Here is a 21,985-nt window from a genome sequence, read left to right on the forward strand (position 1 = left end):
GTTTATAAATGAATTGAAGAACCCAACGCCTGAGAAAATTCCAATAAATACAAAGGTAGACGAAAGAGTATAAAAATAAGCGAAATAAAGTTTCAATACAGTAATTAATAAAATTAAATTGAAGTCAATATATGTGACGGAAAGAAATACAATATATATAAGTATAGGTGACAAATTTATTAAATGAAGAATAACGGAAACACCTAGAAATAATGATAGTTCGAGTTTTTTAATCGGCTTGAATGGATTGTCTCGATAGGTTGAAAACAACTTATATGTCAATATGACAGATAATAAATAACTACTAATGTAACTGAAGAGAGCCATGTATTTCAAAGATGCACTGAAATCAAGAGGGTTATTGGCATAAGGATTACACAAGTATATGGAAGGTACACCTATATGCAATATTATCCACACTAGAAGAACCCTCTGTGCTAATACCGGTTTCATATAAAGCCAAATATTCATTACTAACCACCACATTCCGAAAGCGTTACCATCATTGTTCCAAAGAAATCTATACATGTAAATATAAGGGTTAAAAATTGGTTTTAATTTACTATGGTTAAAATTTTCAAAGGAATTAGTACCGTTTGTTCCTCTTTTTTATTTTTTTGATTAATTTAATCTTATTAGAGAGAATATACTTTTCTATGATACATAATAGCTTCATTTGAACGTAGGTTATCCCCCTGTATCCTACATTGCGTACCCGCTTCATGTGTTAAAGAGATAATCATAATTTGCTATTCTTTTTCCAAAGAAAATTAAATAAATTAAAATCGTTTCAAAATAAATTATTATTTATCTCAGTGTCAAATTAACAAAAGAGGTCATAAAATCCCTTTTTGTGAGGGTATCTAATGACCTCTTTTAACTCTGAGGAGTGATTATTTATCATCAATTCAAAAAATCCAGAAATTTTATTCGTTTCGAGTAGATCCAAGTGTGATTTTTTCATTTCACCATTTGATGCTCTATCTTCTTTCAACCTGTCATAATTTAATATACTCTTGAAAGATTTTTTAGTATCGATTGGTTGTGCCCGCCATATTTGAAAAAGACTTAAAAGTTTTTTTCTACAAGTATATTCAATACAGTAAGATTCTAAAATTTCTTGTAGTTTTCTTTATATTTGTCAATCCACTCGTTGTACAGATCTGATGTGAAAAGAATTGCTCTTCTCTTAATCAGGATTGAGTTGATTCTTCATGTATGTATAACTCCACGAGTGTGTATTCAATGCATCATGTCTATTCTTAACAGATATCAAAGTCTCCGTTGAAAGCTCGCCTGACCCTTCGCTTGTTTTATAAAATCGCGAATCAACATTCAAAGTCATCTAATCGTTTTCAAGAAGTTTATATATCCGCCTCTTATCATCTACATGTTTTTTCATAGGGTCTTTCCAGGTATCTTCCGCGAAACGATTCCACAAAATAGCCCACGACGTCGAAGGAATATTCTCTATTAATTAAAGAAATTCAAAATTAGTCCTGTTCGCCCCACTTAAATCTTGACATCCAATATGCTACCAGAGCTAATTTTGAGATGTTTATGTACTCATCTCAACAAAAATTGTAGTCACTTCTTAATCAAGTTCATTATCTAAACCTTTGCCTTCGTTACTATAGACTTGTCGACACATATAAGGCCCTTCAAAAGTGTGCGCCGGCGCACACTTTTGAAGGGCCCATATGACATCATACGTTGTAGAGGTAAGACAGATAAGCATCCTTCGATTCGAACACCATATCGACGTCAGTGGCGAAATAATAGGACGACCTTTTTAGCAATGAAACAAGCTCCCCCTCTCCGAAAGTTTTTTCGTAGGTGTCTTCGATCTCTTCGCGTAGATTGGACAACCGCAGGAACGGACGCCGCTTCATCAGGTATCCATCAATGATTGAGGAAGGTTTCGGCTCATCCCGCTAGTGAATAGATATGTTTCCCCGACCCTCACATTGGAGATTTTCCCCTGTCTCCTAAGAATCCCCTCATAGACCCTCTCATCGAACCCATATTCCTCGAGCAGGTCGTTCTCCACGAGGTCGACGAGTTGCTCTATCGTATAGAAGCGACCGGTCTCCATCTGATCGAGGACCGATTCGCGATAGGACTCCTGCAAACGAACGGTTATACCGGTCTTGGAGAGCGCGCGTTCCGTGATGTAGAAGTCCGTCTCTATCTCGATGATTCTCCAACCGTCCCTCATCTTCGCAATCATCCTCGACGCATAAGGATGGGAAAGGATTGGGGTGTCCTCCATCTTGAAATAGTCGGTCCCCAAGATGACCTCCTCGATGTATGAACGGCTGTCCAAGTACCTTTTCTCGAGGATGTATGGTGATGAGATCCTATAGTCGAGACTCTCCACCAGGTCTTTGCTGATCCAGTCCAAATTGAAATCTCGGATGACCTGCCTGCAAGCCTCCACGAAGGTCTCTGGGGTGTAAGCATTCTCCGTTACAATCCCTTTCAACGAGTCCAAATCCGTCTCGTTCAGCTCGATTCCTTTCGACACCATGTCCCTCTTCAGATTGATTTCATCCTTTCGAATCTCGAAGAGTGGTCCTACGATATCGCTCACGTATTTTGCGTTCAACCAGAGCCCCTGTTTGGTGATTGTCTGTCCGTCGGGAAGGAACGTGACGTCGTTCTTGTTGTTCGCTTTTGGTCTTATATGCACCATCTTGTGCGCCCTCTGCCCAGGAAGGTTGTTCTTTGTGATTATTTCCTTTCCCCAAGTGGCTTCCCACATCTGAACCCCTTCTGTCAATATGTCTGTCACCATCTTCCAATAGGAATTAAGACCTTGGACCTCTTCATCGGATGGCTTCCAGAGCAATGGACCGAGACAGAACGTATCCCCCTCCTTGTTCTCCCCGTACACCATGAAAGGTATGTCGTCTCCCCGAGACATCTCATGATGGCGCTGTCCTTCCATCCCGTCTCCACCCAGGAGAGGAAATCAATCACCTCGAGGACCGTGTTCTGTTTAGACTTGCCTTTCTTGTTGAGGTTGACGGACTTTACCATCAATCGTCCCTCAATCCCGTCCTCCAGATGCTCGACCGTCTCCTTGTGACGGTCGATGAGTCGCTTCGTGATGTTTGACGTCTTCGCCTTGCTCTCGTTCAGATCAGGGTTCAGACCGACGTCCCACGACAGCTGTCTCGCACCCTTACCGATATATGTATCAAACACACCAAGATGTTCTTTCATGATGTTCCCTCTTTCTTTATAACTTTTCTATGTAGAAGAAACCTTTATAAGTTTCAATGTTTTCTATCTTACAATATTAGTATAATTCACTTTTCGTCTTCTCCGCATCATAAAAAAGTGTGCGCCGGCGCACATAATCGAATTTACGGTATCTGAAATAATTAAACGTTGTGATTTTTAAGGTCTTATCCCGTGGTGCTATGCTATATTTAGATGAGAAGAGGTGATCAGCATGGAGAACCATTCGAACTCCAATAGCCGCTCCCAACAACTCATCATTTCTCAAGCGGTTAATACTATCAAACAGCACGGTATGGAGGAAATCCTCCATAGCGTCTCTATATTTGACATCAATGGTTTTGTCGCAGCGCTATACCAGGAGCACTATGCGCTCGAGAACATCGAGAGCGCATACAAGAAGATACGCTATTATTCTTTCATGAAATTGAAACGTCGCTGGGTGAGGACGGCAGTCCGCAACTACCAGGAGTCACGTGGGTACAACAGGGAGCTCCGGGCAAAACATGACATGATCTCCGCCTATGTCAAGGTGGCGGGTGCCGAGGGACTCCAGAAAGAGTTTCATGTGAAAACGATCGAGGACTATATGAATCTCTGTATCGCCGAGATTGAGGACTGGGCAGAGGACCCGAACCAGTTGATCCACACCTATCCATACTGGTCTCAAAAGACCGTGAATCAGAAGACCACGACATTGAAGACGGATGTACTGATGATACTGGGTGAGGTGGCGAAGGAGATCGATTCCACGAAGAGGGTGGCCCATCATTCTCCGACACTGGCGGTGGACATCCCGTTCTTCGGGATGTCCGACCGTATCAAGAACAAGACCGATCAACTCGATGAAAAGCTCAATGACGCATCGCAGCTCAATCTCGAGCTCTTGAACTATGAGTCGGTCGTACCGAAGTACAAGGAGGGGGTCCCACAGAACCTCTCCGTCCTGGTCAGCAAGGAGTTCATCCAGGAACTGAACGGGAAAGTACCCGACCTTGACCCGAAGGACTTCGAGGCATTCACCGAGATACTGTCCTACCGTGACATCTCGTTCCAGACGAGTAGGAAAATCATCTTCCCGTTGGTCCGCCTGGTCGAGAAACTCTACTCCAACAAGAGCGGGAAGAGCTACGACCTGACGACGAAACGCCTGATGAAGCTCGGGTATTATCGGGTCGCGGGCCATAACGACGATGGGGACCTCTTCATCCGTGGGCTCTTCTCATCCGTCACGATCAAGAATGCGACGACCCTCGCTGACAGCCAGGTGGTCGTCACCGTGGCAGAGGAGGTCTATGACGACCTGCTCAAGCAACAGGTCGTCAGCATATACGGCGAGCAAATCGAACAGCTGAAGGGGAGCTTCGCCTATCACCTGGCGTTCGTGCTCCAAAAGGAACGAATCGCCTCCATCCAGACAGGGGAGCAGAGCCCGGTTCGTCGGCATTGGCGTCAATTTACTTATTCGATTCGCTTCAATAAATCACGAAAGTCAGAGAACTTGCGGGAACTTGAGGCAAATCTTGATCGCATTAAAGAACATGAATTTATTTTGAAAGATTGGCATCGTTCGGGCGACTACTATTTCTTCACGTTTTACCCGCTCGAATCATGGGAGTTATTAAATCATCCCGATACATTGCTACTTTAATAGAAACAAAACATAGAAGAAGCCTACTATATTGAAGGCTTCTTCTTTTCTAAGCTTACTCTATAGTTTATGTTTCACATGGAACGTTTTTTGGTGGATTGATGATTAAATACAGGTGAGTGCCAGTATTTAATTATCAGCTGTATCCTATCAAACTACATTTATGCGATTTGGACAAAATCATTTTTTTAATTAGTTGCATAAGCTTGTCGTACTGAAATGACACTTATGAGTAATTTAGAAAGAACATTTTTACTAAATTGTTCGCTTTAGGGTGAAATGATTCGTAAAAGTGCGTACTGAAACGACATTATAATTGAATTTGGTCGCAAATTGCGTACTAAAATGACACGCCTCTTAATTTGGTCGCAGATCATCGTACTGAAACGACATTTAATTGGTTTTTGTCGCAATTTGTCGTACTGAAACGACACTTTTCAACTTTTTGATGAAAAACCAAAAAAGTTTAAGTGTCTGTCTCTTAAAAATGGTCGCAAATTATCGTACTGAAACCGCATTTTCGATTGTTTTGGTCGTGAATCGTCGTACTGAAACGACACTTTTATTAAAATGATCGCAAACCGTCGTACTGAACCGACATTTTGACTACTTTTCGTCTGAAATTTCTACTCTGAATCACGCTCAAATGGCTTTCTTAAGCAATTCCTCCTAATTTGGTCGCAAATCATCGTACTGAAATGACACATTTTTATAGCTCTAAAATGGCTTAACATCAACGTTTCATCAAATTTGGTCGCGATACATCGTACCAAACCCACACTTTGACACTATCTCGAAAGAACAAGATACTAAAACTAGCATATTTTAGGATAGAGGAGGTGTAGGTACGTGGCTTACAAAAACCGTCACATTTTAGTTGCAAACAAACTACTCGTCGCGATGAGTGGCTTAACTCGTTGGACGAAACGAGCTGATCACTATCGCTATGAACAGCATCACTATAACATCCCTACATGCTTCACTTCTTTTAAATGGACAAAGTCACGGATTCGCCATGTTCTCACACTTCTTTCTTATGTAGATGACCAAGGGAAGATTGAATTTATGGAAGATACAGAGCTTGCTTCTTCCGCTCACACGTCTGTCCGTTCTTTACATAATAACTTAAAAACATTTGAGAGCCATGGCTTGTTGCGGCTTGTCCGGCATTTCCCTGGAGTGCTCTCGATTGAACTAACCGATTATCTTGAGAATTATCGTGATCTTTTTGTTGACGGATCCTCTGTCGTTTCGAAGACCGGGTACACGTCTATTTGGCATGACCTTCTTTCCGAACTTCTCACGCTTGATAACGTGAATGCTTTGCGTCTTGCGTTACGTACACTCGTACAAGTTGAAAAAGATATCCATGTTCAATCACATGACCAAGCCATCCTTACCTATGACGAGATTAAAGGCTTCTTGCCTAAATACTGTGGCCACAAACTTGCCATTCAAAAGATGATGGATCGTTTGAAGTTCCTTCAAGTGTCCCTTGTAGAGGACAGCCGTCATTTCTTAAATGTGGTGAAGCACAATCTCACGCTTAAAAAGCGCGTTCAAGATATTACACGTCCAGTCCTCGTTGAATTGACGTTAGACAAATCTCAAGACAGTAAAGTCATCCGAGAAGAAGAACGTTCAGATGCTCAAATTGCTTGGTTCGAGTTGCGTAAACGCGTTGGTGAGTTCTTCGATTTCGATGTACTAAAAGTAAGCCGTGAATCTCTCTATTCAATGAGTGATACGTTCGGTGCATTAGCGTTCCGTGAAGTCTTGACTGACTTGAAACAAGCGTTTCTTCACCATCGTGAAGACTTAATTCATTCAAGTGAGCATCAACTCTTCTTCAATGAGCCAATTCTTTACCTTCATCAACAACTAAAACATAAAGTGGGAAAATTGACGATCGCATGATGGTCTTTTTGGCATGCCTCATTTTGAAAAATTGTATGAAAACATCCAGAATCTATATCCGTCGTTGATTCATTCCATCAAAAGGCATCGTATATTACCTGTGTTCCATAAGGTCATTTTTATATTTTACATTTTAGGAAAAAAATCAAATACAATTGTGTTTATTTCATATATATAGCGAATAAAATTAGCTGATGGATATGATTTATCAAAAACGAAATGAAAAAAAAAATAGTCCCTCTGAATAAAAGAAACTATATCTGACATATTTACAGTCTTCTTTATCTCTCGAAAACGTTGGTGTCAAAAGGATTTTCGGACTTATATTTTTCCTAATTCTATTAATCTTTCTTTAATTCTTATTCATTCTATTTAATCTTTTTAATTCATAAGAATATGGTTTTTGTATTCTTCTTCTGAGAAGCCACATTAGATAATTAACCCTTCTTTTCTATAGTATGCTCATTGGTTATTAGTTTGTTCATATATATTCTAAACGTCAGTACAGCAACATCCATTGACAATACTATTGAAGTTGAATCATTTAAGGACTTAGAAAATGAACTTTACGATGATTACGAAATTTCTGCAGGCTCAGCTATCCGAGTATTAGTAATTGCAATCACAGGAGCTATTATCAGAGCTACCGTATCTAAAGTTGCATCCAGGAACGTATTAAAGATTGGAGTCAAATCCTATGCTCCAGCACCAACATCAATTGTCGTTAATGCTTTAAAGAATTATAAAACATTGACATACACTACAGGAAACAAGAGTTTTAAACTTTTAAAGACTGACATGCAACACATTCTGACAAGACATCACCCTAATTATTGGGCAGGGAAAGTAACTTCAAAACAATCTTTCTTTCATCAACACACAAAAATTGATGAAATTAGAAACATTGCCTCAGAAGTACTAAAGCAAAACAGAAGTACTTTATCAAAAAAAGGGACGGCTGAAACATTCCAAATTAAAGGAACAGTAAATGGTGTAAAATATAGATTGGGAATTACAAAAGGACATGTTCGTCAATTATATCCTGAAGAATAAGGTGATAATTTGAAAGAGATGTTACAGATTGAGAGTCTTCTTTTGAAAAGAGATGTTGAAGATCTAAGGGATCTTGCACTCAATCCAGATGAGTACTATATATCGATTCAAGACAATCGGGAGGACGCAAAAAACCTCTTGAAGTCTTTAAAAAAATTCAGGGATGAGAAGGATCTTTTTTATGTAGATGGCGTTATTTTTATTAAAATTGATTGGAAAGTAATTATCCCGTATGGTTTCTGGGACGAGATAAGTAGTTTGTGGCCATATCTAATTAATCTGATTGAAGATTATCAAAATGCAGGGAAAGCAGAATGTTCTTTCCCAAATCAACCGATCACAATAGAAATGTCAAAACTTGATTCTCGGTTTCTTTTGTTTTCAGTAGATGATAATAAGCTAAAAATTGAAGAACAATACTTTATTTCTATACTTCTAGACGCGGCTGAAGATTATTTTACTTTTCTTTATGAAGCGATTGGAGAATTAGACTCCTTTGAAATGAATCGTATTAATAAATTGAAAGCCCAAGTGGTTTAACGTCATTTAAGTACAACACAAGGTGTATCTCATTAGCAGATACATCTTTTTTATTTATAGAAAAGGTTGTATACGTTTCGACATCGAAATGTATACAACCTGAGGATTCAGTATACAAAAATCATCAATATGTATACATGTTTTTTTATTAAAAAACACTATTCATTCAGAGAAAATATTGAATTTCAATGGATACTATGCCATCATTATTTTTAGAAAGGGGAGAGAAGATGAACATATTAACGTTTTATATTTCGAAAGGTGGATCAGGTAAAACCACTTGTTCCTTGAACATGGCCTATGCATTAGGCGAATTAGGGGAACGTGTTCTCCTAATCGATTTAGATCCTCAGGGTTCTCTTAGCAAACTAATGTTAAAAGAATCCGATACGATCAAATATATGACCATGTTTGATGTACATACACGAAATTTGGATATCAAAGATATTTTGTTTGATGACGAAACGTATCATGTCAGTCTTCTTCCTTCAAATGAACGAAATGCAAGATTGATCAATTTACTTTCTGAGCAAGATAAGCTCTTCCTATTAAAAGATATGATTGCACCGCTCGAAGATGAATTTGATTGGGTCATCTTAGATTCAGTTCCTTCGATCAACGAACTCTCAAAAGTTGTCTTGTCGACTGCCAATACGACCATTATTCCATTTATGCCGAAAAAGCTTGTCTTTGATCAGCTAGGAAGTACCATTCGCACCGTACAAAAGGTGAAAAAATTCTATAATCCTGATTTAGAGATTGCCGGGGTCTTGCCTGTGGCGATGGACCATACGTTAAAAGCCGATAAAGAATACTTCGAAGCAATGGAACAAATTGCGTTGACTGAATCGTTGACTATTTTACCTATCATCAAACGATCGACATTTATTGAAAAAGCAGCGGATAGCGGAAAAAGTGTCATTCAATACCGCTCCAGAGAATCAAAACAGTTATCTGAACCGTTTCGAGAGTTGGCACATATGATCCGAACAGCCAGAGGTGATTCTGTATGAAGGCCAGAAATCGTAACATTCATAAAATCAAACCGAGTGAGCAACACCCTTATCAGAGCGGTTTAACGAATATTAGTTCACTGGTTCAAAAGCTGCCAATTTCAAAGGAAGTTGAAGACCTCGTTCATGAAATCAATGAACTCGCCAAAGTACAAACCATTTCCGTATTTGAGATTGGGAAACGTCTAGTGATCGCCCGTTCTGAGATGCATGACAAGAAAGAGTGGGGGACGTTTTTAGAAGCGGTCTCCATGTCCGCCTCACTTGCCTCACGATATATAAAAGCCTATGAGACGCTGCATCCGCTTGAATCATCGCTAACAAGTCTACCGGCATCCAAAATTTTTGAACTCATGTATCTCGATAATGTCAACGAGGTCGTTGAGCAAGGGCTATATATTAATGGTGAAAGGAGACAGGTCGAAGAGCTTACGGTCAAACAGATCCGTGATCTTCGAAAAGGGAACACCCATACACCCCTTAAAGTGAAACCTTTTCAGCAAGAGAAAAAGTCATCTTCGATCTTGTCCGCACGTATTTCAAGCAATCTTTCGGAACAATTTCAACAGTATGCCCATGCACACAATCGCAGTGTCAGTGAGTTACTAGCTGAAATGATTGAACGAACTGTATCAGACAATATAATTGAAGCCATAGATGAACAAGGAGAACAGTCATGAAGAAAATCGCATTGTACAATCGTAAAGGTGGAGTCGGAAAATCAACGACGACCATCAATTTAGCTCATGCCTACGCACGGGATGGCTTACGTGTACTCGTGATTGACGCCGATGATCAGGCGTCTTCAACCAATGGATTAGGTCTGACGAACGACTATGAAGGGAAAGTGCTATTAGATTGTCTACTCGAAGACAACGATCCATTTTATACACCGATTGAACAAGTCATCGTCACTTGTGAATATGAGACTGGAACCATTTACTTAGTTCCGACAAGACGCTCTGCTTCACCGAGTGATTTAACAAGTCAAATTGGTTATGAGTACCGACTCAGTGAAGAGTTGGCCAAACTAGATGAACTATTTGATATTTGTTTAATCGATTGTCCAGGTTCGACGTCAGCGTTGAACCCTTATGCGCGCTGCGCTCTTGTCGCACAAGATCGAATTATCATGCCTGTACAGATGCAAAAGTTTTCAATGGATGCGGTATACTCGGCTCCTGAAGAGTTAGAAGAAATGAAACGATTCCGAGAAGATATTCATATCGCAGCGTTTATACCGACAATGGTCAGCGCACGCTCTAAAGGGGATACGACGACGGTAGAGGAACTTGAAGAACTCGGGAAAGAGGTTGGGATTCCAGTTCTCACAACGATTCCATATGCCGTTAAGGTACAAACCCTACAACGGGAATCTAGACCAGTGATCGATCATAAAAGTCCCGCAACGGATGCTTATTTACAACTTGCCCAGGAGGTACTTTCTCTATGAGTCGCCCTCGAAAAAAACATACTCCAAAAATTTCAACATTCAGTGCCAATTTACCGGTGAAACAAAGTACACAATCTAGTGAAAATCGTACGGATCAAGTGGAAGCGGTCAAAGAATTTTCTGCAACGACGACCATCACGAATCCGTATCAATCCTTACCAGCAACCGGGCTTTCTCGTATTATCACAAAAAAACTGCCCGAAGATATGGAAGGCATTGTTCAATACTATAATCACATTGATGCGATTCAGGCGACGAGTTTTGTCGAAAAATGTCGTATTCTTGCGCATGCAAATAGCTTGTTCCGTGATCCGGAAACAAAAAAGGAATTTAAACAAGAAGAGGGAAATTGGAAAGACTTCTTAGCGAAGATTGGGATGTCTCATTCTCAAGTGAATCGTTTCGTTTCTTTTTGGAATACGTTTGGTCCAAATATTTTAGAAAAAACGATTGAACAAGATTTTAGTGCGACCAAGTTAGCGGAACTCCTATCATGGCCAGAAGACCCAAAGCTCGCATTACTAGAAAATAAGAAATACTACACAGCAAATGGGGATAAAACAGTTTATGAGATGACACGTGAAGAATTGCGTGAAGTGAAGCGTATGTTGATCGAGCGTCAAGAGCAGCGTGTCATTGAAGCTGATTCTCCTACTGTAAAACCTATGAAGGTACAAATTCGTTTTTCAGATTTAACAGATCCATTGTATATCGGATTAACACAAGCTGCTAAAAAAGAGCATGTGTCTGAAGATGAAATTATTCGTCGGGCTCTCAATGCCTATTTGAATACAAAATAAGCAAGACGTAGACCCGATATGTTGACGGGGCTTACGTAAGGTTTTGTGAATCGGGGGGCAATCATGTCTTATTCCAATCAGTACAAAGATGTTGAGGATATCATCGACACCCTGCTCGTCCTTGATACGTTTTGTGCCGCGAAAAATATTCACGTCGAATTTGTTGTAGTAGGTGCTTCAGGTATCCTTCTCTTCATTGAAATGATGAGTAAAGAAATGGTGTATCGACCAACTCGAGATATAGATATTCGAGTAACAGATGGTGTCGTGACAACAGAATTGAAAGATGCACTTCAAGAATATGAAATTGAAATTGTCGAGGGTGTGATTCAATTCCCTCCACGTGAAGATTTTCAGGAAGTGGGATTTCGACATAAGATTGAAGGGTTATTTGAAGCAATTGATGTATATATCCCAGACATTGAACTATTGGCGTGTACGAAAATCTTTTCTTCTCGTCAGAAGGACTTGGAAGATCTCGAGAACACCAATTTGTTGAAGCTCTGCGATAAAAACAAACTCCTGGAGCTTGTAGAGGAGTACAAGTCAAACATGACCTGGAACGACCCGTTTTGTAATGTACATGACTTAAGTCGAATTTTTCAGGAAAAGGGTATATAATAAAGAAAATAAACGAAGAGGAGGGTGACCGATGACAACGGGGAAACATGAGCGACTTTATCAAGAACTATTGCGTGAACAAGATCGTATGCAATTTGGTGGGACAAGTTATCGTCAAGAGACAGCTCAACTGGCTCTTGTTCTGAGTCATGACGTTAAGGTCCCCGAATCGCTTTGTAATCGAGTGGAGGCACGCAACTTTGTCGGCTCTTTGGCTAAAGAGTTATCAGAGGACCGGGTAGAGGATGTGGCTAAAATGCTCAGCATGGCTGCACGCCGAGCCTATACTAATCCCGAAAGTGCGTTCTCTATTGATATGAAAGTAAGGTTGGAAGAAAAGCGTAATCGATTCAAGGCGCGCGGTTTACGTGTGAGATCATAAAATGAAGTTGAATTAAGAAAAGGAGTACGGCTCATTTCATAAAGAAATGAATCGTACTCCTTTTTCTATGGGTTATATCAGGGATAATCACATAGATATTTGGTATTCATGTACATGTAACAAGGAGAGAGTGGTTGAAAAGCAGTAACTATGGAAAGGGGCACTAAAAGTTGGGTATTAATGGAGTTATGATTGTTCAAAAGTGACGATAGCGTCTTGCTTTCTTCAATAACTTCAGTGATCGTGTTGAAGGTGCTTCACGACTATTTTCTTGAATGAGTAGATTTAAGTGCATCTCCTCAAGAATTTTGCATAACTCAAGTCTCAATTCACGTTTTGAGTAGTTTATAATATCCCGAAGCCTTTTGTAGATATAATGTAGAGAAACTAGGAGGATAAGTAAAATAAGAATGAAGACAAACCATGTACCTTTGTCCTTAAAAGAAGAAAAATTGAATGCTGCAACTACTAGAGCAAGAAGAAAAGAAAATGGTGTAAGATTTATAAAATTAGTGGGGTATTTTCTTTCTGTATCTTCTTTTATTAACGTGATTAAGGTCCTAACTTCGTTGGAGCACCGAATATTATGTTCTGTATTAAGAAGTTCAATAAAGGTTGCATAGGCCGCTTTATCTCTCTCCTTAAAATGATTTGCTATCAACACCCCAAGGCTTCGATCTAATCGTTTGATATACAATGTGATGACCAGCAAAGGTAACAACATTATAAGTGGAACTGTATTTTTGAATGTTTCATCTAGAGTAAATGAGACAACAAATATTAAAACGACGATTATAAAATAAAATAAAACAGAAATCATGTAATTTCGGTATATCTTACTTTGCTTAAAATGAGAAGAAGAAGCGATCTCTTGTTTTGAGAAACTTTTAACAAAGCTAAAGTAGCATTCAATTAGTGAATCGATTTTCATGTGTGTAGAGTACTCCTTAAGACAAATTTTGTGATTGCTTATCTATTTCATTATTAATTTTATGTATGAGTTCGATAAATATAAACATGAACGGAGAATTAAGGTTAATGAAAGCATATAGCAAATCTATAGATAAGCTAAATAACTGCCCCCGCCCTATGATATTCTCCCTGACAGATAGACTGAGGAAATATGGAGAGCATTGAGAATGTTTATAAAGAGACGTGATTCTAATCTCCCAAAAGTTCTTTCAAATCAAATGTCATCATAAAAGCGAATCAATTAGTAAATTTTAAAAATATTAGTATCGAAACAACGATTTTCTTAATAAAATGTTTAAGAATTTACACAGTCAAGACTAGCAAATGGTTTTTTAAGAGTAACGTATTTTTAGACAAGATTACTCATTATTTAAATCTATACGCAATCTTTATTGAGTATAAACAGTTAGATATTTCTCATGAGTGGAAAAGACTTTTTAAAAGAATAAATACAAAAAGGAACTAAGAGAAAGCTAAAAATTGATTCTTTCTTAGTTCCTTTATGTTAGGAATTACTTTGTTGCTGTAGATATAATCGTCTAAATACTCCTAAAGAACTTTCGATGTTGATCCACTTTTCTAAGAAGTGATCAAAGTATATGCCTTGGCTCAACATGGTTTTTTAGAATTCACAGAGTCGTTGCTTCAATATAATCTCATTTGTCCTTCGTTCTTTGAAATACCATCTACCATTTCCCATGTAGATCAATACAATTCAATCACTTCTTTCTCAGATAACGCGATAAATTCTCGATAGTCTTCTGGCATTAGTAAGTCAGCAAAGGCCTCGTACAAAGTAGAGTAGATTTAAAAAGGTGTACCGTCTCCAATTTTTTTATATAACCGTTCATAAATCTTCCCAAATAATATCGTTTGTAATAACAGTTCTCTTCGGTCGGGAAGAATGGATACGTAAGACTATATAGTCTCGGTTTAGTTTTCGATTTATGATAGCTAAAAATAACTACTCTCCTCACTTAATCACACTAAATCTAATTCGAAGATAATCTTCTTAAAAGCTGTAAGTGATTCTTTCACAAGGACTTTCTCATCTAAAAAGGGATCAAAATAAGTATTGGTTTGTAACAAGTTTTGTCTGAAATCAGAATCGAAATCGAAATATATATCAAAATCTTTTAGTAGATTTTGATATTCTGACTCACTTAATTTACTTGTTGTGGTTGGTTGGTTATTTTCATCGTATACAATATATCTGCGTGAGTGAAGTTCATAAAGAAGTTTCCACCTGTAGAGGAATGCTTCGATTTCAAAGCCCCAATCACCGCTAGGTTTATTTTTTGGAAGAATAATTTTTTTTGATGACCACCATTGTAAGTAATAATGTAATGTAGATTGCCTGTTACATCAGAATCTTCAAGTATCTCTACCAATTGTGTTGATTGCTTTTCTGCTAATTCATGGAGTGGGAAGGGTTCTCCCGAAGAATTGGATTCAAATAAAATTTCAACATTAGTAATATAATGCATATAATGATTCCTCTTTATTATTTTCATTTTCCATAAGTTATTGATGTTGGAGCGAATGTTTGTAGATTAAACTCCAATTGCTTCATACAGGTTATTTGTTTATTGAAAATGAATAACTCTTTAAGGCAAAAAAATAAAGTGCGTTACTAATTTTTAGGACTTATCCAATGATTTGTTTCGTTCCCTTAGAACAGCTAACTCTATCTGCTCACTCATCGATTTCTCAAGCGTCTCCTTCTCGCGTCGAAGAAGTTGCACTTCTAAGTGAAGTTTTTGATTCTCTTCTTCGAGTTGATCACTTCGACGTGTTTTACTTTTTAATTCATCTACAGTATCCATTAAACTCTGGTTTTGACGATTTAATTGTGTTTGACTCTCTTCTAATTTTCGAATAGTCCCTTCCAAATCAAAGATTGTCTTTTTATGAACCTTCAACTCTTCTTTCGCTGATTGTTTCTCCAACTCCAGTGTGTTTAGTAAGTTTTGTTTATTTGTATGTAGTTGGTCCAATTGCTGTTGAAATTGTTCTAACTCTTCCTGATGTTGCATGACTTTAGCTTCATATTCTCGATGAAGTTCTTCACTTTCCTTCACAACACTGTCTTCAAGTTCACGTATCGTTTCAGCATATTGAATTGTCATGCGTTGAGTTTCTTTTTGTTGCTTCTCTAAGCGAAGCGCTCGTTCTTGAAAGAGTGAAGCGATCTGATTAAGTGTAGTTTCAAGTACACTATTTTCTTCATCGATTAATGGATCTGGTGATTGTTTATCAGCCAATTGAATAAATTCTTCGAACAATTGATTCGTCGTTAGTTGTCGTTCTTGCATTAGACGTTGAATATGTTCTGTCACTTCTTCAGAGACACGAAATGATTTTACCTTTGTTTCGCTTGATTGCATCAATGTCACCACTTTACATTTTAATGTATACATAATCTACAGACAGTAATCCAGTCTTGTATTATTTTCCCGTACTTTTGATTCAAAAACAAGGTACGCGAAGCGATCAAGGATTGTGTACATTTCGATGTCGAATGTATACAACTCTCGTATCACCAAATTAAATAATCTTAAAAGAACAAATATCCAGACCTATCGTTAGCTTCGAATCGAATAATATTCTATATATTCCGAATACACTCACTTTTGAGTTCTCAAAAAATAACGCTCAATCCTTTGGTTAATCATCCGATAGTTAAATTGGAAAGAGGAGGTTTTCGAGAATGAGAAAAAAGAAACGCGGCACGTTGAAAGCAAGTGTATTAAAAGTAATGCTGGGATTTATTTTACTATTTATTGTCTTGTTTGGAGTTTTTCAATATGTTGGATCTAAGAACACCGTTTTGAATACGATCCAATCAATGATGATTGATGATGCTACACGATACACAGAAAGCATGGATACCTCAACTTATGAGGACTTTGCCGCCAACCCAAGCGAGAATGAGGAGTACGAGAAATACAGGGAAGAGCTGAACGCTTACCGAGAGCAAATCGGAGTCATGTATGCCTATATAGTGGCGATGGAGGGTGAAGAAGCACGTATCATGATTGATGGGGCAGAGGCGGGTGCGGCCTCTCCGATTGGGGAGAAGTTGTCCTCGACTTCGATAGAAAATGTACGAGCTGCATACAATGGTAAAGAAATCGCCACGGATGTAATTCATGATGATGAGTTTGGGGATTATGTTTCAGTGTTGGTGCCGATCGAACACAACGGAAAAGTGATCGGTGTGCTTGGGTTGGACAAAGACGCTTCGAAGGTGAGTTCCATCTCGAGCGGGGTACTGAAGGAGATGGCGCCTCAAATACTCTTCGGCTTAATGGTTCTCATGGTATTAGCAGTCACCTTTATTTGGCGTTACCTAGATTGGAAGTTTAAACCTATGGGCGTGTTAGAGGAAGTAGCGAACCATGTGTCAAACGGAGATTTGGGTGAGGCGGAGATCGTGATCAGTAAACTCACTTTGAAGAACGATGATGAAATTATGCGATTGACCAGTTCGATGACGAAGATGACGAAGATGTTAAAGGAACTCGTGGCAAGCATCCAACACTCCTCTCAGACCGTCAGTGAAGAGAGTGGGAATGTTGCTGCTATATCTGTAGAGGTGCACGAAGCTTCTCGCCAAATTGCCTATACGATGGAGGAAATCGCAAGTGGGGTTGAGAATCAAAGTACATTGACGATGAGACTCCATGAACACATGAATGAATTCTCTACTTTAGTCAGCTCGGCGGCCGAAGAAGGTGATGAAGTGAGCCATCAGGCGGATTTTGTTGGGAACGCGACCGTCTCGGGTCAGCGTCTCATGGAGGAGGCGGTCGAGCAAATGTCTCGTATATATAGCCAAATTCAACAGTCACAAGTACAAGTAAAAGATTTTGAGAAACAAGCGGATGAAGTAACGCAGCTCGTAACGTTGATCCGTCAAATTTCGGAACAGACGAACTTACTTGCACTCAATGCTGCAATCGAGGCAGCACGAGCGGGTGATCAAGGAAGAGGATTCGCAGTCGTCGCTGCCGAGATAAGGACTCTTTCGGATGACGTTTCTAAGTCTGTGAGCGAGATCTCAGAAATCGCAACGAACGTTAAACGCAATTCAGTAGAACTGGACGCCGTATTCACAGAAAGCAGAAAGTCAACTGAAGACGGGAAACGAACGCTCGAACTGACCAAGACATCTTTTGAAGAGATGGAAACGAGTGTTGAAAAAATGAGGACGTTAAGTCATTCGATGCAAACAAGATTCGACCGTGTGAAGTCTAACCAGCAAGTCATTCAGAAAGCTCTTTCAGATATCGCATCAATTTCTGAGGAGAGCACTGCAGGAAATGAGGAGGTCGCCGCCGCTACTGAACAGTTGTCTGTAACGAGCGAGACGATGAATCATTTCGTAAAAGAGTTAGCTGAGACCGCAGAGAATTTGAAGGGAAGAAGTCGAAATTTCAGACTGTAATCGTCGAATCTTACAACAGTCGAACAGATTACATCCTTAATTTTGTCACGAACAACTCTGACCTATATTTGCAGATGGTTGCGATTTTTCTATATCAGCTGCCTTTTGTTGAACCAGGAGGAGAGTATACCATTCAACCAACTTGACATTTTTTTCCTCTTGCTATACATTGAGCTAGAACTGAATAGCATCACTAGGGGTGTTCATTGAACTGAGACGAGTTAAAACTCGAACCCTTCGAACCTGAACTAGATAGTACTAGCGTAGGGAAGTGTGAACATGACTGCATCCGCAAATGGATTCATTTCCTTTTTGCCATGTATCTTTTGCTTGTACACAACTTCTCTCACGCGAGAAGTTGTGTTTTTTTATAGACAATACAATCATCCAGACAAAAAGGAGATCACAATGATGAGTAAAGTTGTACTTGTAACAGGTAGTAGCAGAGGATTAGGCGCCACAATCGCCAGAGTATTGGTAGAGAAAGGATTCAAAGTGGTCATCAATTACTATAGAAGCAGAAGAGCCGCAAATGAGTTGGTTCAAATGTTAGGGGAAGAACATGCAATAGCTATCTATGGTGATGTGACGAGACGAGAAGATGTCGATTTATTAATTAAGAAAGCAACGGAACACTATGGTCACGTAGATGTGGTTGTAAACAACGCGTTAGTAGATTTTAAGTTTGACCCGATGGCACAGAAGGCATTCGAACACCTCTCTTGGGACGACTATCAGAAGCAACTGGACGGAACAATCAAGGCAGCGTTCAATGTTTCCCAGAGTGTACTCCCTCAATTCATTGAAAGATCTGAGGGGAGTATCATCAACATCGGGACAAACCTATTCCAAAACCCTGTAGTGCCTTACCATGAATACACGACGGCGAAAGCGGGATTGATCGGATTTACGCGCAATCTTGCCTCGGAGCTTGGAAAGTTTGGGATAAGGGCCAATGTAGTATCTGGAGGGTTGTTAAAGATGACTGATGCGAGTTCAGTGACAAGTCCCGAAGTCTTCGATTTGATTGCCCGGACTACGCCCCTGAGGCAGGTCACGACTCCCGAAGAGGTTGCTCAACTTGTCTCGTATCTGTCATCTGAAGAAGCATCAGGTATCACTGGCCAGAACTTGGTAGTGGACGGTGGATTGACCATGAACTAAAGAATAATTCTAAACAGGATATCGAAAGTGTAAGAATTCTCATAGAAACGGAGGACCTTATTTGACACCTACTAAACAATTAAATTTAGGAGTGCTAATCTATGGATGTGGACATCACCAAGCCGCTTGGATGATGCCTGAATCTTCGATAGAGTTGATCGGCAACGTCACATATTATCAAGAACTGGCTAGGATTGCAGAGTCTGGATTTTTGGATGCGGTTTTCTTTGCAGACAATCAATCATTTCCTGCAACCACCTCGACCGAAATACCGGCATTTTGGTTTGATCCGATGATAAATTTAACGGCTATCTCACAAGTCACGAACCGAATCGGTTTGGTTTCCACCATTTCAAGTACTTTCTCTAATCCATTTACGGCATCGAGACAGTTATTAAGCCTGGACCATATCTCGAAAGGACGTGTAGGGTGGAATTTAGTGACGTCGATGTCCGACTGGGAGGCTGAGAATCATGGAATGGATCATCTTCCTTCTAGGGAGAGGCGCTATCAGAAAGCTGATGAGTTTGCGGAAGTGATGGATAAATTGCTTCTCTCGTGGAATCGAGGCGATTTCTCCCCGAATCGATCGGCCAACCATCTCATCAATGAACAGAATATTGAACCGATAGATCATGTCGGGACGTACTTTAAAGTCAAAGGTCCCTCCACTACACCAAGTAGCCCGCAAGGAAAGCCTGTTGCCATGCAAGCGGGGGCCTCGGATCAAGGGATTGAACTGGCTGCAAAATATGCAGATGCAGTGTATTCAGTTTCTTGGAACTTGAAGCAGGCGATGGAATATCGGAATCGTTTAGAACAACACCTCGTAAAACAGAACAAACCTATTCGCCACGTCAAGATATTTCCGGGTCTTGTTACATATATCGGACGAACAAAAGAAGAAGCCTATTCAAAAAAGCTTGAGTTAGATAAAAGGCTACCTCTAGAGAACGCGATCAAGCAACTGAGTTACTTTATAGGTGAAGATTGCTCGAAGTGGGAACTTGATGAGAGGGTACCTTCGTTACCACCAATCGATTCATTTACCGGTCCTGTCGGTCGTTATAAAACCATATTGGAAATCGTACATGACAAAGAACCTACACTCAGAGAACTCCTAGGTTATATCAGTGCTGGGGGAGGACACCTCACTCTAATCGGGACACCCGAAGAGATTGTAGACGAGATGGAGCGATGGTTCAATCTGGGGGTTGCAGATGGGTTTAACCTTATGCCACCGACTCTGCCATCAGGGCTAAAAGATTTCGTGGAATTGATAATCCCTGAGCTGCAAAAAAGAGGGATCTTCCGAAAGGGTTACGAGGGGGCCACTTTACGTGAACACCTTGATCTGGTACCCCAGGGTTCGCGTGATCGATCTCCTCAACGAGGTAACTACGAGGAAGAGTGACTTGTGGACTATGCCGTATCAATCTTCCTCTGGAGCGATGAGGCGAAGCACTAACGAGGCGACCTCATTATCAGGTTCGAGAGTTTGAATTCTCTTGGCTATTTGAACGGCATCTCGGTCACTGACGATTTTTTCAGGAACGGTGTTCAAGAACAGCAGGTTTTCTAAACTCCTTACATCGATGGAGTGATTCAAATCTAAGGACTTTTTAGCATGCATCAATGAAGAGGCATAGGCGCCCTCGATGTGGCATAGAGGGTGAGTGAGAACCTGAAAAGCCAAATCATGTAGCTCGGGAGATTCGTCTTCATGAAGCAGATGCACCAGAACCACATAGTTGGTCAAACTCTCATTTGAAAATGCTATCGACAAAAGCTCGTGACTGAATACCTCATACCCGACTTCATCGTATAGTTTTTTCACTTCACCGACCTGCATGGATAGAATTAATTCCTCCAGTCGACTGTCCATCCCATAACCTCCTTCCATTTCAATATTGTGTGACGTAGCATTAGGATTGGCTCTTCCTCCTCTCAGAGAAGAGCCAATATAAATCGTTGAATCAAGTGACAAGAGTGCTCTGGTACAAACGATTCGTCATGAGTGAATGATTTCTTGACGCATCGTTTGTGGGGTCAATCCATCGAGATGAAAAGAACCTCATGCTCGTCCAATCCTTGTGAATCTGGACCCAGCCGTTCTTCAAGCTCCTTACAGAAAAATTAGCATAATAGGACCATTTTTCTGGGCGGCCAAAAACCTGAGACCCTCGTAGAGGGAGTCGAACTTGAGGAATTCTCGTCTTGTTTTAAACTCTTTGGAGTCTCGCCATTCGTATATGGTCAGCCAACGTTGAACGAAATCGAACAACCTGAATGTACCTTCGCTTAAATCAGGTTCGGACTTGTCATGAGTCACGACTGGTTTTTCACCGTCTGAGTATTTGACATAGTAAATGACTTCACCGGACATCTCTACGTCCCCTAAAAAGGTTAGTAGCTCCATTTCATTGTCATGAAGTAACTCTATCAAAGAGATTTCCTGTTTAGAATCCCTAGCTCGATACTTGACGGCCAGGGTTTTAATGTTGTAAATATTCAGATTCATTGCCTCTTATACTGTAAAATCGATGAGGAGTGACCGAGTTTTATATACCTTGAACAGTTCGAGAGGGACTAGATGCACACAACTCTGCCCCTGATTACTCGTCCGGCACCGTTGTTTGGTCCATCATGTGAGGACATTTGAATCTCCAAATTGACTACGTAAGTTCACATTCATTCTTCACCTTTCTCTTGATTTATTTCGT

The 21,985-nt window shown here is 40.0% G+C and carries 20 protein-coding genes and 1 riboswitch; of the genes, 13 read left to right on the forward strand and 7 right to left on the reverse strand.

Translation table 11 applies throughout. From position 1 onward, the window contains the following. Positions 1-1,891 precede the first annotated feature (1,891 nt). Positions 1,892-2,764, reverse strand: coding sequence for a PDDEXK family nuclease (locus tag KNO65_RS14360; RefSeq protein WP_214785002.1), 873 nt, complete (start codon positions 2,762-2,764; stop codon positions 1,892-1,894). 26 nt (positions 2,765-2,790) lie between these two features. Next, entirely contained in the window at positions 2,791-3,228 is a 438-nt protein-coding gene (locus tag KNO65_RS14365) for a PDDEXK family nuclease (protein ID WP_214785003.1), read from the reverse strand. 232 nt (positions 3,229-3,460) lie between these two features. On the opposite strand from KNO65_RS14365, the gene KNO65_RS14370 reads away from it, so the two are divergent. The 10 genes from KNO65_RS14370 to KNO65_RS14415 all read left to right on the forward strand — a co-directional run bounded on the left by KNO65_RS14370 (position 3,461) and on the right by KNO65_RS14415 (position 12,676). After that, positions 3,461-4,897 carry a hypothetical protein gene (locus KNO65_RS14370; RefSeq protein ID WP_214785004.1) on the forward strand — a complete coding sequence of 479 codons (1,437 nt, stop codon included), beginning with the start codon at positions 3,461-3,463 and terminating at the stop codon, positions 4,895-4,897. An 849-nt stretch (positions 4,898-5,746) separates the two neighbouring features. Then, a complete protein-coding gene (locus KNO65_RS14375; protein ID WP_214785005.1) occupies positions 5,747-6,814 on the forward strand; it encodes a hypothetical protein in 1,068 nt (355 codons plus the stop codon). 465 nt (positions 6,815-7,279) lie between these two features. Further along, on the forward strand, positions 7,280-7,867 hold the full coding sequence (locus tag KNO65_RS14380) for an EndoU domain-containing protein (protein ID WP_214785006.1): 588 nt from the start codon (positions 7,280-7,282) through the stop codon (positions 7,865-7,867). Positions 7,868-7,876: 9 nt separating this feature from the next. Beyond that, a complete protein-coding gene (locus KNO65_RS14385) occupies positions 7,877-8,407 on the forward strand; it encodes a hypothetical protein (protein ID WP_214785007.1) in 531 nt (176 codons plus the stop codon). A 230-nt stretch (positions 8,408-8,637) separates the two neighbouring features. Beyond that, entirely contained in the window at positions 8,638-9,420 is a 783-nt protein-coding gene (locus KNO65_RS14390) for a ParA family protein (protein WP_214785008.1), read from the forward strand. Beyond that, the gene (locus KNO65_RS14395) at positions 9,417-10,100 is read left to right on the forward strand and encodes a DUF3102 domain-containing protein (protein ID WP_214785009.1); all 684 of its coding nucleotides are present in this window, start codon (positions 9,417-9,419) and stop codon (positions 10,098-10,100) included. Before KNO65_RS14390 ends, KNO65_RS14395 begins: the two co-directional genes overlap by 4 nt. Continuing rightward, entirely contained in the window at positions 10,097-10,873 is a 777-nt protein-coding gene (locus KNO65_RS14400; protein WP_214691631.1) for a ParA family protein, read from the forward strand. The genes KNO65_RS14395 and KNO65_RS14400 overlap by 4 nt, the downstream gene beginning before the upstream one ends. After that, positions 10,870-11,673 carry a hypothetical protein gene (locus KNO65_RS14405; RefSeq protein ID WP_214785010.1) on the forward strand — a complete coding sequence of 268 codons (804 nt, stop codon included), beginning with the start codon at positions 10,870-10,872 and terminating at the stop codon, positions 11,671-11,673. The genes KNO65_RS14400 and KNO65_RS14405 overlap by 4 nt, the downstream gene beginning before the upstream one ends. 63 nt (positions 11,674-11,736) lie before the next feature. Next, entirely contained in the window at positions 11,737-12,294 is a 558-nt protein-coding gene (locus tag KNO65_RS14410) for a DUF6036 family nucleotidyltransferase (protein ID WP_214785011.1), read from the forward strand. Positions 12,295-12,325: 31 nt separating this feature from the next. Continuing rightward, on the forward strand, positions 12,326-12,676 hold the full coding sequence (locus tag KNO65_RS14415; protein WP_214785012.1) for a hypothetical protein: 351 nt from the start codon (positions 12,326-12,328) through the stop codon (positions 12,674-12,676). A 196-nt stretch (positions 12,677-12,872) separates the two neighbouring features. Here the strand turns inward: KNO65_RS14415 and KNO65_RS14420 are convergent, their stop codons facing one another. The 3 genes from KNO65_RS14420 to KNO65_RS14430 all read right to left on the reverse strand — a co-directional run bounded on the left by KNO65_RS14420 (position 12,873) and on the right by KNO65_RS14430 (position 16,035). Continuing rightward, a complete protein-coding gene (locus KNO65_RS14420; protein ID WP_214785013.1) occupies positions 12,873-13,607 on the reverse strand; it encodes a hypothetical protein in 735 nt (244 codons plus the stop codon). Between the two features lie 1,204 nt (positions 13,608-14,811). Further along, on the reverse strand, positions 14,812-15,135 hold the full coding sequence (locus tag KNO65_RS14425; RefSeq protein ID WP_214785014.1) for a hypothetical protein: 324 nt from the start codon (positions 15,133-15,135) through the stop codon (positions 14,812-14,814). A gap of 153 nt (positions 15,136-15,288) precedes the next feature. After that, on the reverse strand, positions 15,289-16,035 hold the full coding sequence (locus KNO65_RS14430; protein ID WP_214785015.1) for a hypothetical protein: 747 nt from the start codon (positions 16,033-16,035) through the stop codon (positions 15,289-15,291). Between the two features lie 323 nt (positions 16,036-16,358). On the opposite strand from KNO65_RS14430, the gene KNO65_RS14435 reads away from it, so the two are divergent. From KNO65_RS14435 to KNO65_RS14445, 3 genes are all read left to right on the forward strand, one after another. Beyond that, complete coding sequence (locus KNO65_RS14435) at positions 16,359-18,098, forward strand: methyl-accepting chemotaxis protein (RefSeq protein WP_214785016.1); 1,740 nt, start codon at positions 16,359-16,361, stop codon at positions 18,096-18,098. Between the two features lie 185 nt (positions 18,099-18,283). Then, positions 18,284-18,385, forward strand: a riboswitch (TPP riboswitch). Between the two features lie 124 nt (positions 18,386-18,509). Further along, positions 18,510-19,262 carry a 3-oxoacyl-ACP reductase gene (locus KNO65_RS14440; protein WP_214785017.1) on the forward strand — a complete coding sequence of 251 codons (753 nt, stop codon included), beginning with the start codon at positions 18,510-18,512 and terminating at the stop codon, positions 19,260-19,262. A gap of 61 nt (positions 19,263-19,323) precedes the next feature. Next, positions 19,324-20,676 carry an LLM class flavin-dependent oxidoreductase gene (locus tag KNO65_RS14445; RefSeq protein WP_214785018.1) on the forward strand — a complete coding sequence of 451 codons (1,353 nt, stop codon included), beginning with the start codon at positions 19,324-19,326 and terminating at the stop codon, positions 20,674-20,676. An 18-nt stretch (positions 20,677-20,694) separates the two neighbouring features. On the opposite strand, the gene KNO65_RS14450 is transcribed toward KNO65_RS14445, so the two are convergent. Together KNO65_RS14450 and KNO65_RS14455 are read right to left on the reverse strand one after the other, a co-directional pair. Further along, on the reverse strand, positions 20,695-21,147 hold the full coding sequence (locus KNO65_RS14450; protein ID WP_251131748.1) for a hypothetical protein: 453 nt from the start codon (positions 21,145-21,147) through the stop codon (positions 20,695-20,697). Positions 21,148-21,387: 240 nt separating this feature from the next. Beyond that, on the reverse strand, positions 21,388-21,648 hold the full coding sequence (locus KNO65_RS14455; protein WP_214785019.1) for a hypothetical protein: 261 nt from the start codon (positions 21,646-21,648) through the stop codon (positions 21,388-21,390). Positions 21,649-21,985: the final 337 nt, after the last annotated feature.

The organism is Exiguobacterium sp. S3 (genome assembly GCF_018617295.1).
Taxonomy (GTDB): Bacteria; Bacillota; Bacilli; order Exiguobacteriales; family Exiguobacteriaceae; genus Exiguobacterium; species Exiguobacterium profundum.

What these genes read in the sequence shown, in the direction of transcription:
- KNO65_RS14360 (WP_214785002.1), bottom strand. Translation starts at nt 2,764, where the DNA reads ATGTGGGAAGCCACTTGGGGAAAGGAAATAATCACAAAGAACAACCTT.
- KNO65_RS14365 (WP_214785003.1), bottom strand. Translation starts at nt 3,228, where the DNA reads ATGAAAGAACATCTTGGTGTGTTTGATACATATATCGGTAAGGGTGCG.
- KNO65_RS14370 (WP_214785004.1), top strand. Translation starts at nt 3,461, where the DNA reads ATGGAGAACCATTCGAACTCCAATAGCCGCTCCCAACAACTCATCATT.
- KNO65_RS14390 (WP_214785008.1), top strand. Translation starts at nt 8,638, where the DNA reads ATGAACATATTAACGTTTTATATTTCGAAAGGTGGATCAGGTAAAACC.
- KNO65_RS14395 (WP_214785009.1), top strand. Translation starts at nt 9,417, where the DNA reads ATGAAGGCCAGAAATCGTAACATTCATAAAATCAAACCGAGTGAGCAA.
- KNO65_RS14400 (WP_214691631.1), top strand. Translation starts at nt 10,097, where the DNA reads ATGAAGAAAATCGCATTGTACAATCGTAAAGGTGGAGTCGGAAAATCA.
- KNO65_RS14405 (WP_214785010.1), top strand. Translation starts at nt 10,870, where the DNA reads ATGAGTCGCCCTCGAAAAAAACATACTCCAAAAATTTCAACATTCAGT.
- KNO65_RS14410 (WP_214785011.1), top strand. Translation starts at nt 11,737, where the DNA reads ATGTCTTATTCCAATCAGTACAAAGATGTTGAGGATATCATCGACACC.
- KNO65_RS14415 (WP_214785012.1), top strand. Translation starts at nt 12,326, where the DNA reads ATGACAACGGGGAAACATGAGCGACTTTATCAAGAACTATTGCGTGAA.
- KNO65_RS14420 (WP_214785013.1), bottom strand. Translation starts at nt 13,607, where the DNA reads ATGAAAATCGATTCACTAATTGAATGCTACTTTAGCTTTGTTAAAAGT.
- KNO65_RS14425 (WP_214785014.1), bottom strand. Translation starts at nt 15,135, where the DNA reads ATGCATTATATTACTAATGTTGAAATTTTATTTGAATCCAATTCTTCG.
- KNO65_RS14430 (WP_214785015.1), bottom strand. Translation starts at nt 16,035, where the DNA reads ATGCAATCAAGCGAAACAAAGGTAAAATCATTTCGTGTCTCTGAAGAA.
- KNO65_RS14435 (WP_214785016.1), top strand. Translation starts at nt 16,359, where the DNA reads ATGAGAAAAAAGAAACGCGGCACGTTGAAAGCAAGTGTATTAAAAGTA.
- KNO65_RS14440 (WP_214785017.1), top strand. Translation starts at nt 18,510, where the DNA reads ATGAGTAAAGTTGTACTTGTAACAGGTAGTAGCAGAGGATTAGGCGCC.
- KNO65_RS14450 (WP_251131748.1), bottom strand. Translation starts at nt 21,147, where the DNA reads ATGGACAGTCGACTGGAGGAATTAATTCTATCCATGCAGGTCGGTGAA.
- KNO65_RS14455 (WP_214785019.1), bottom strand. Translation starts at nt 21,648, where the DNA reads ATGTCCGGTGAAGTCATTTACTATGTCAAATACTCAGACGGTGAAAAA.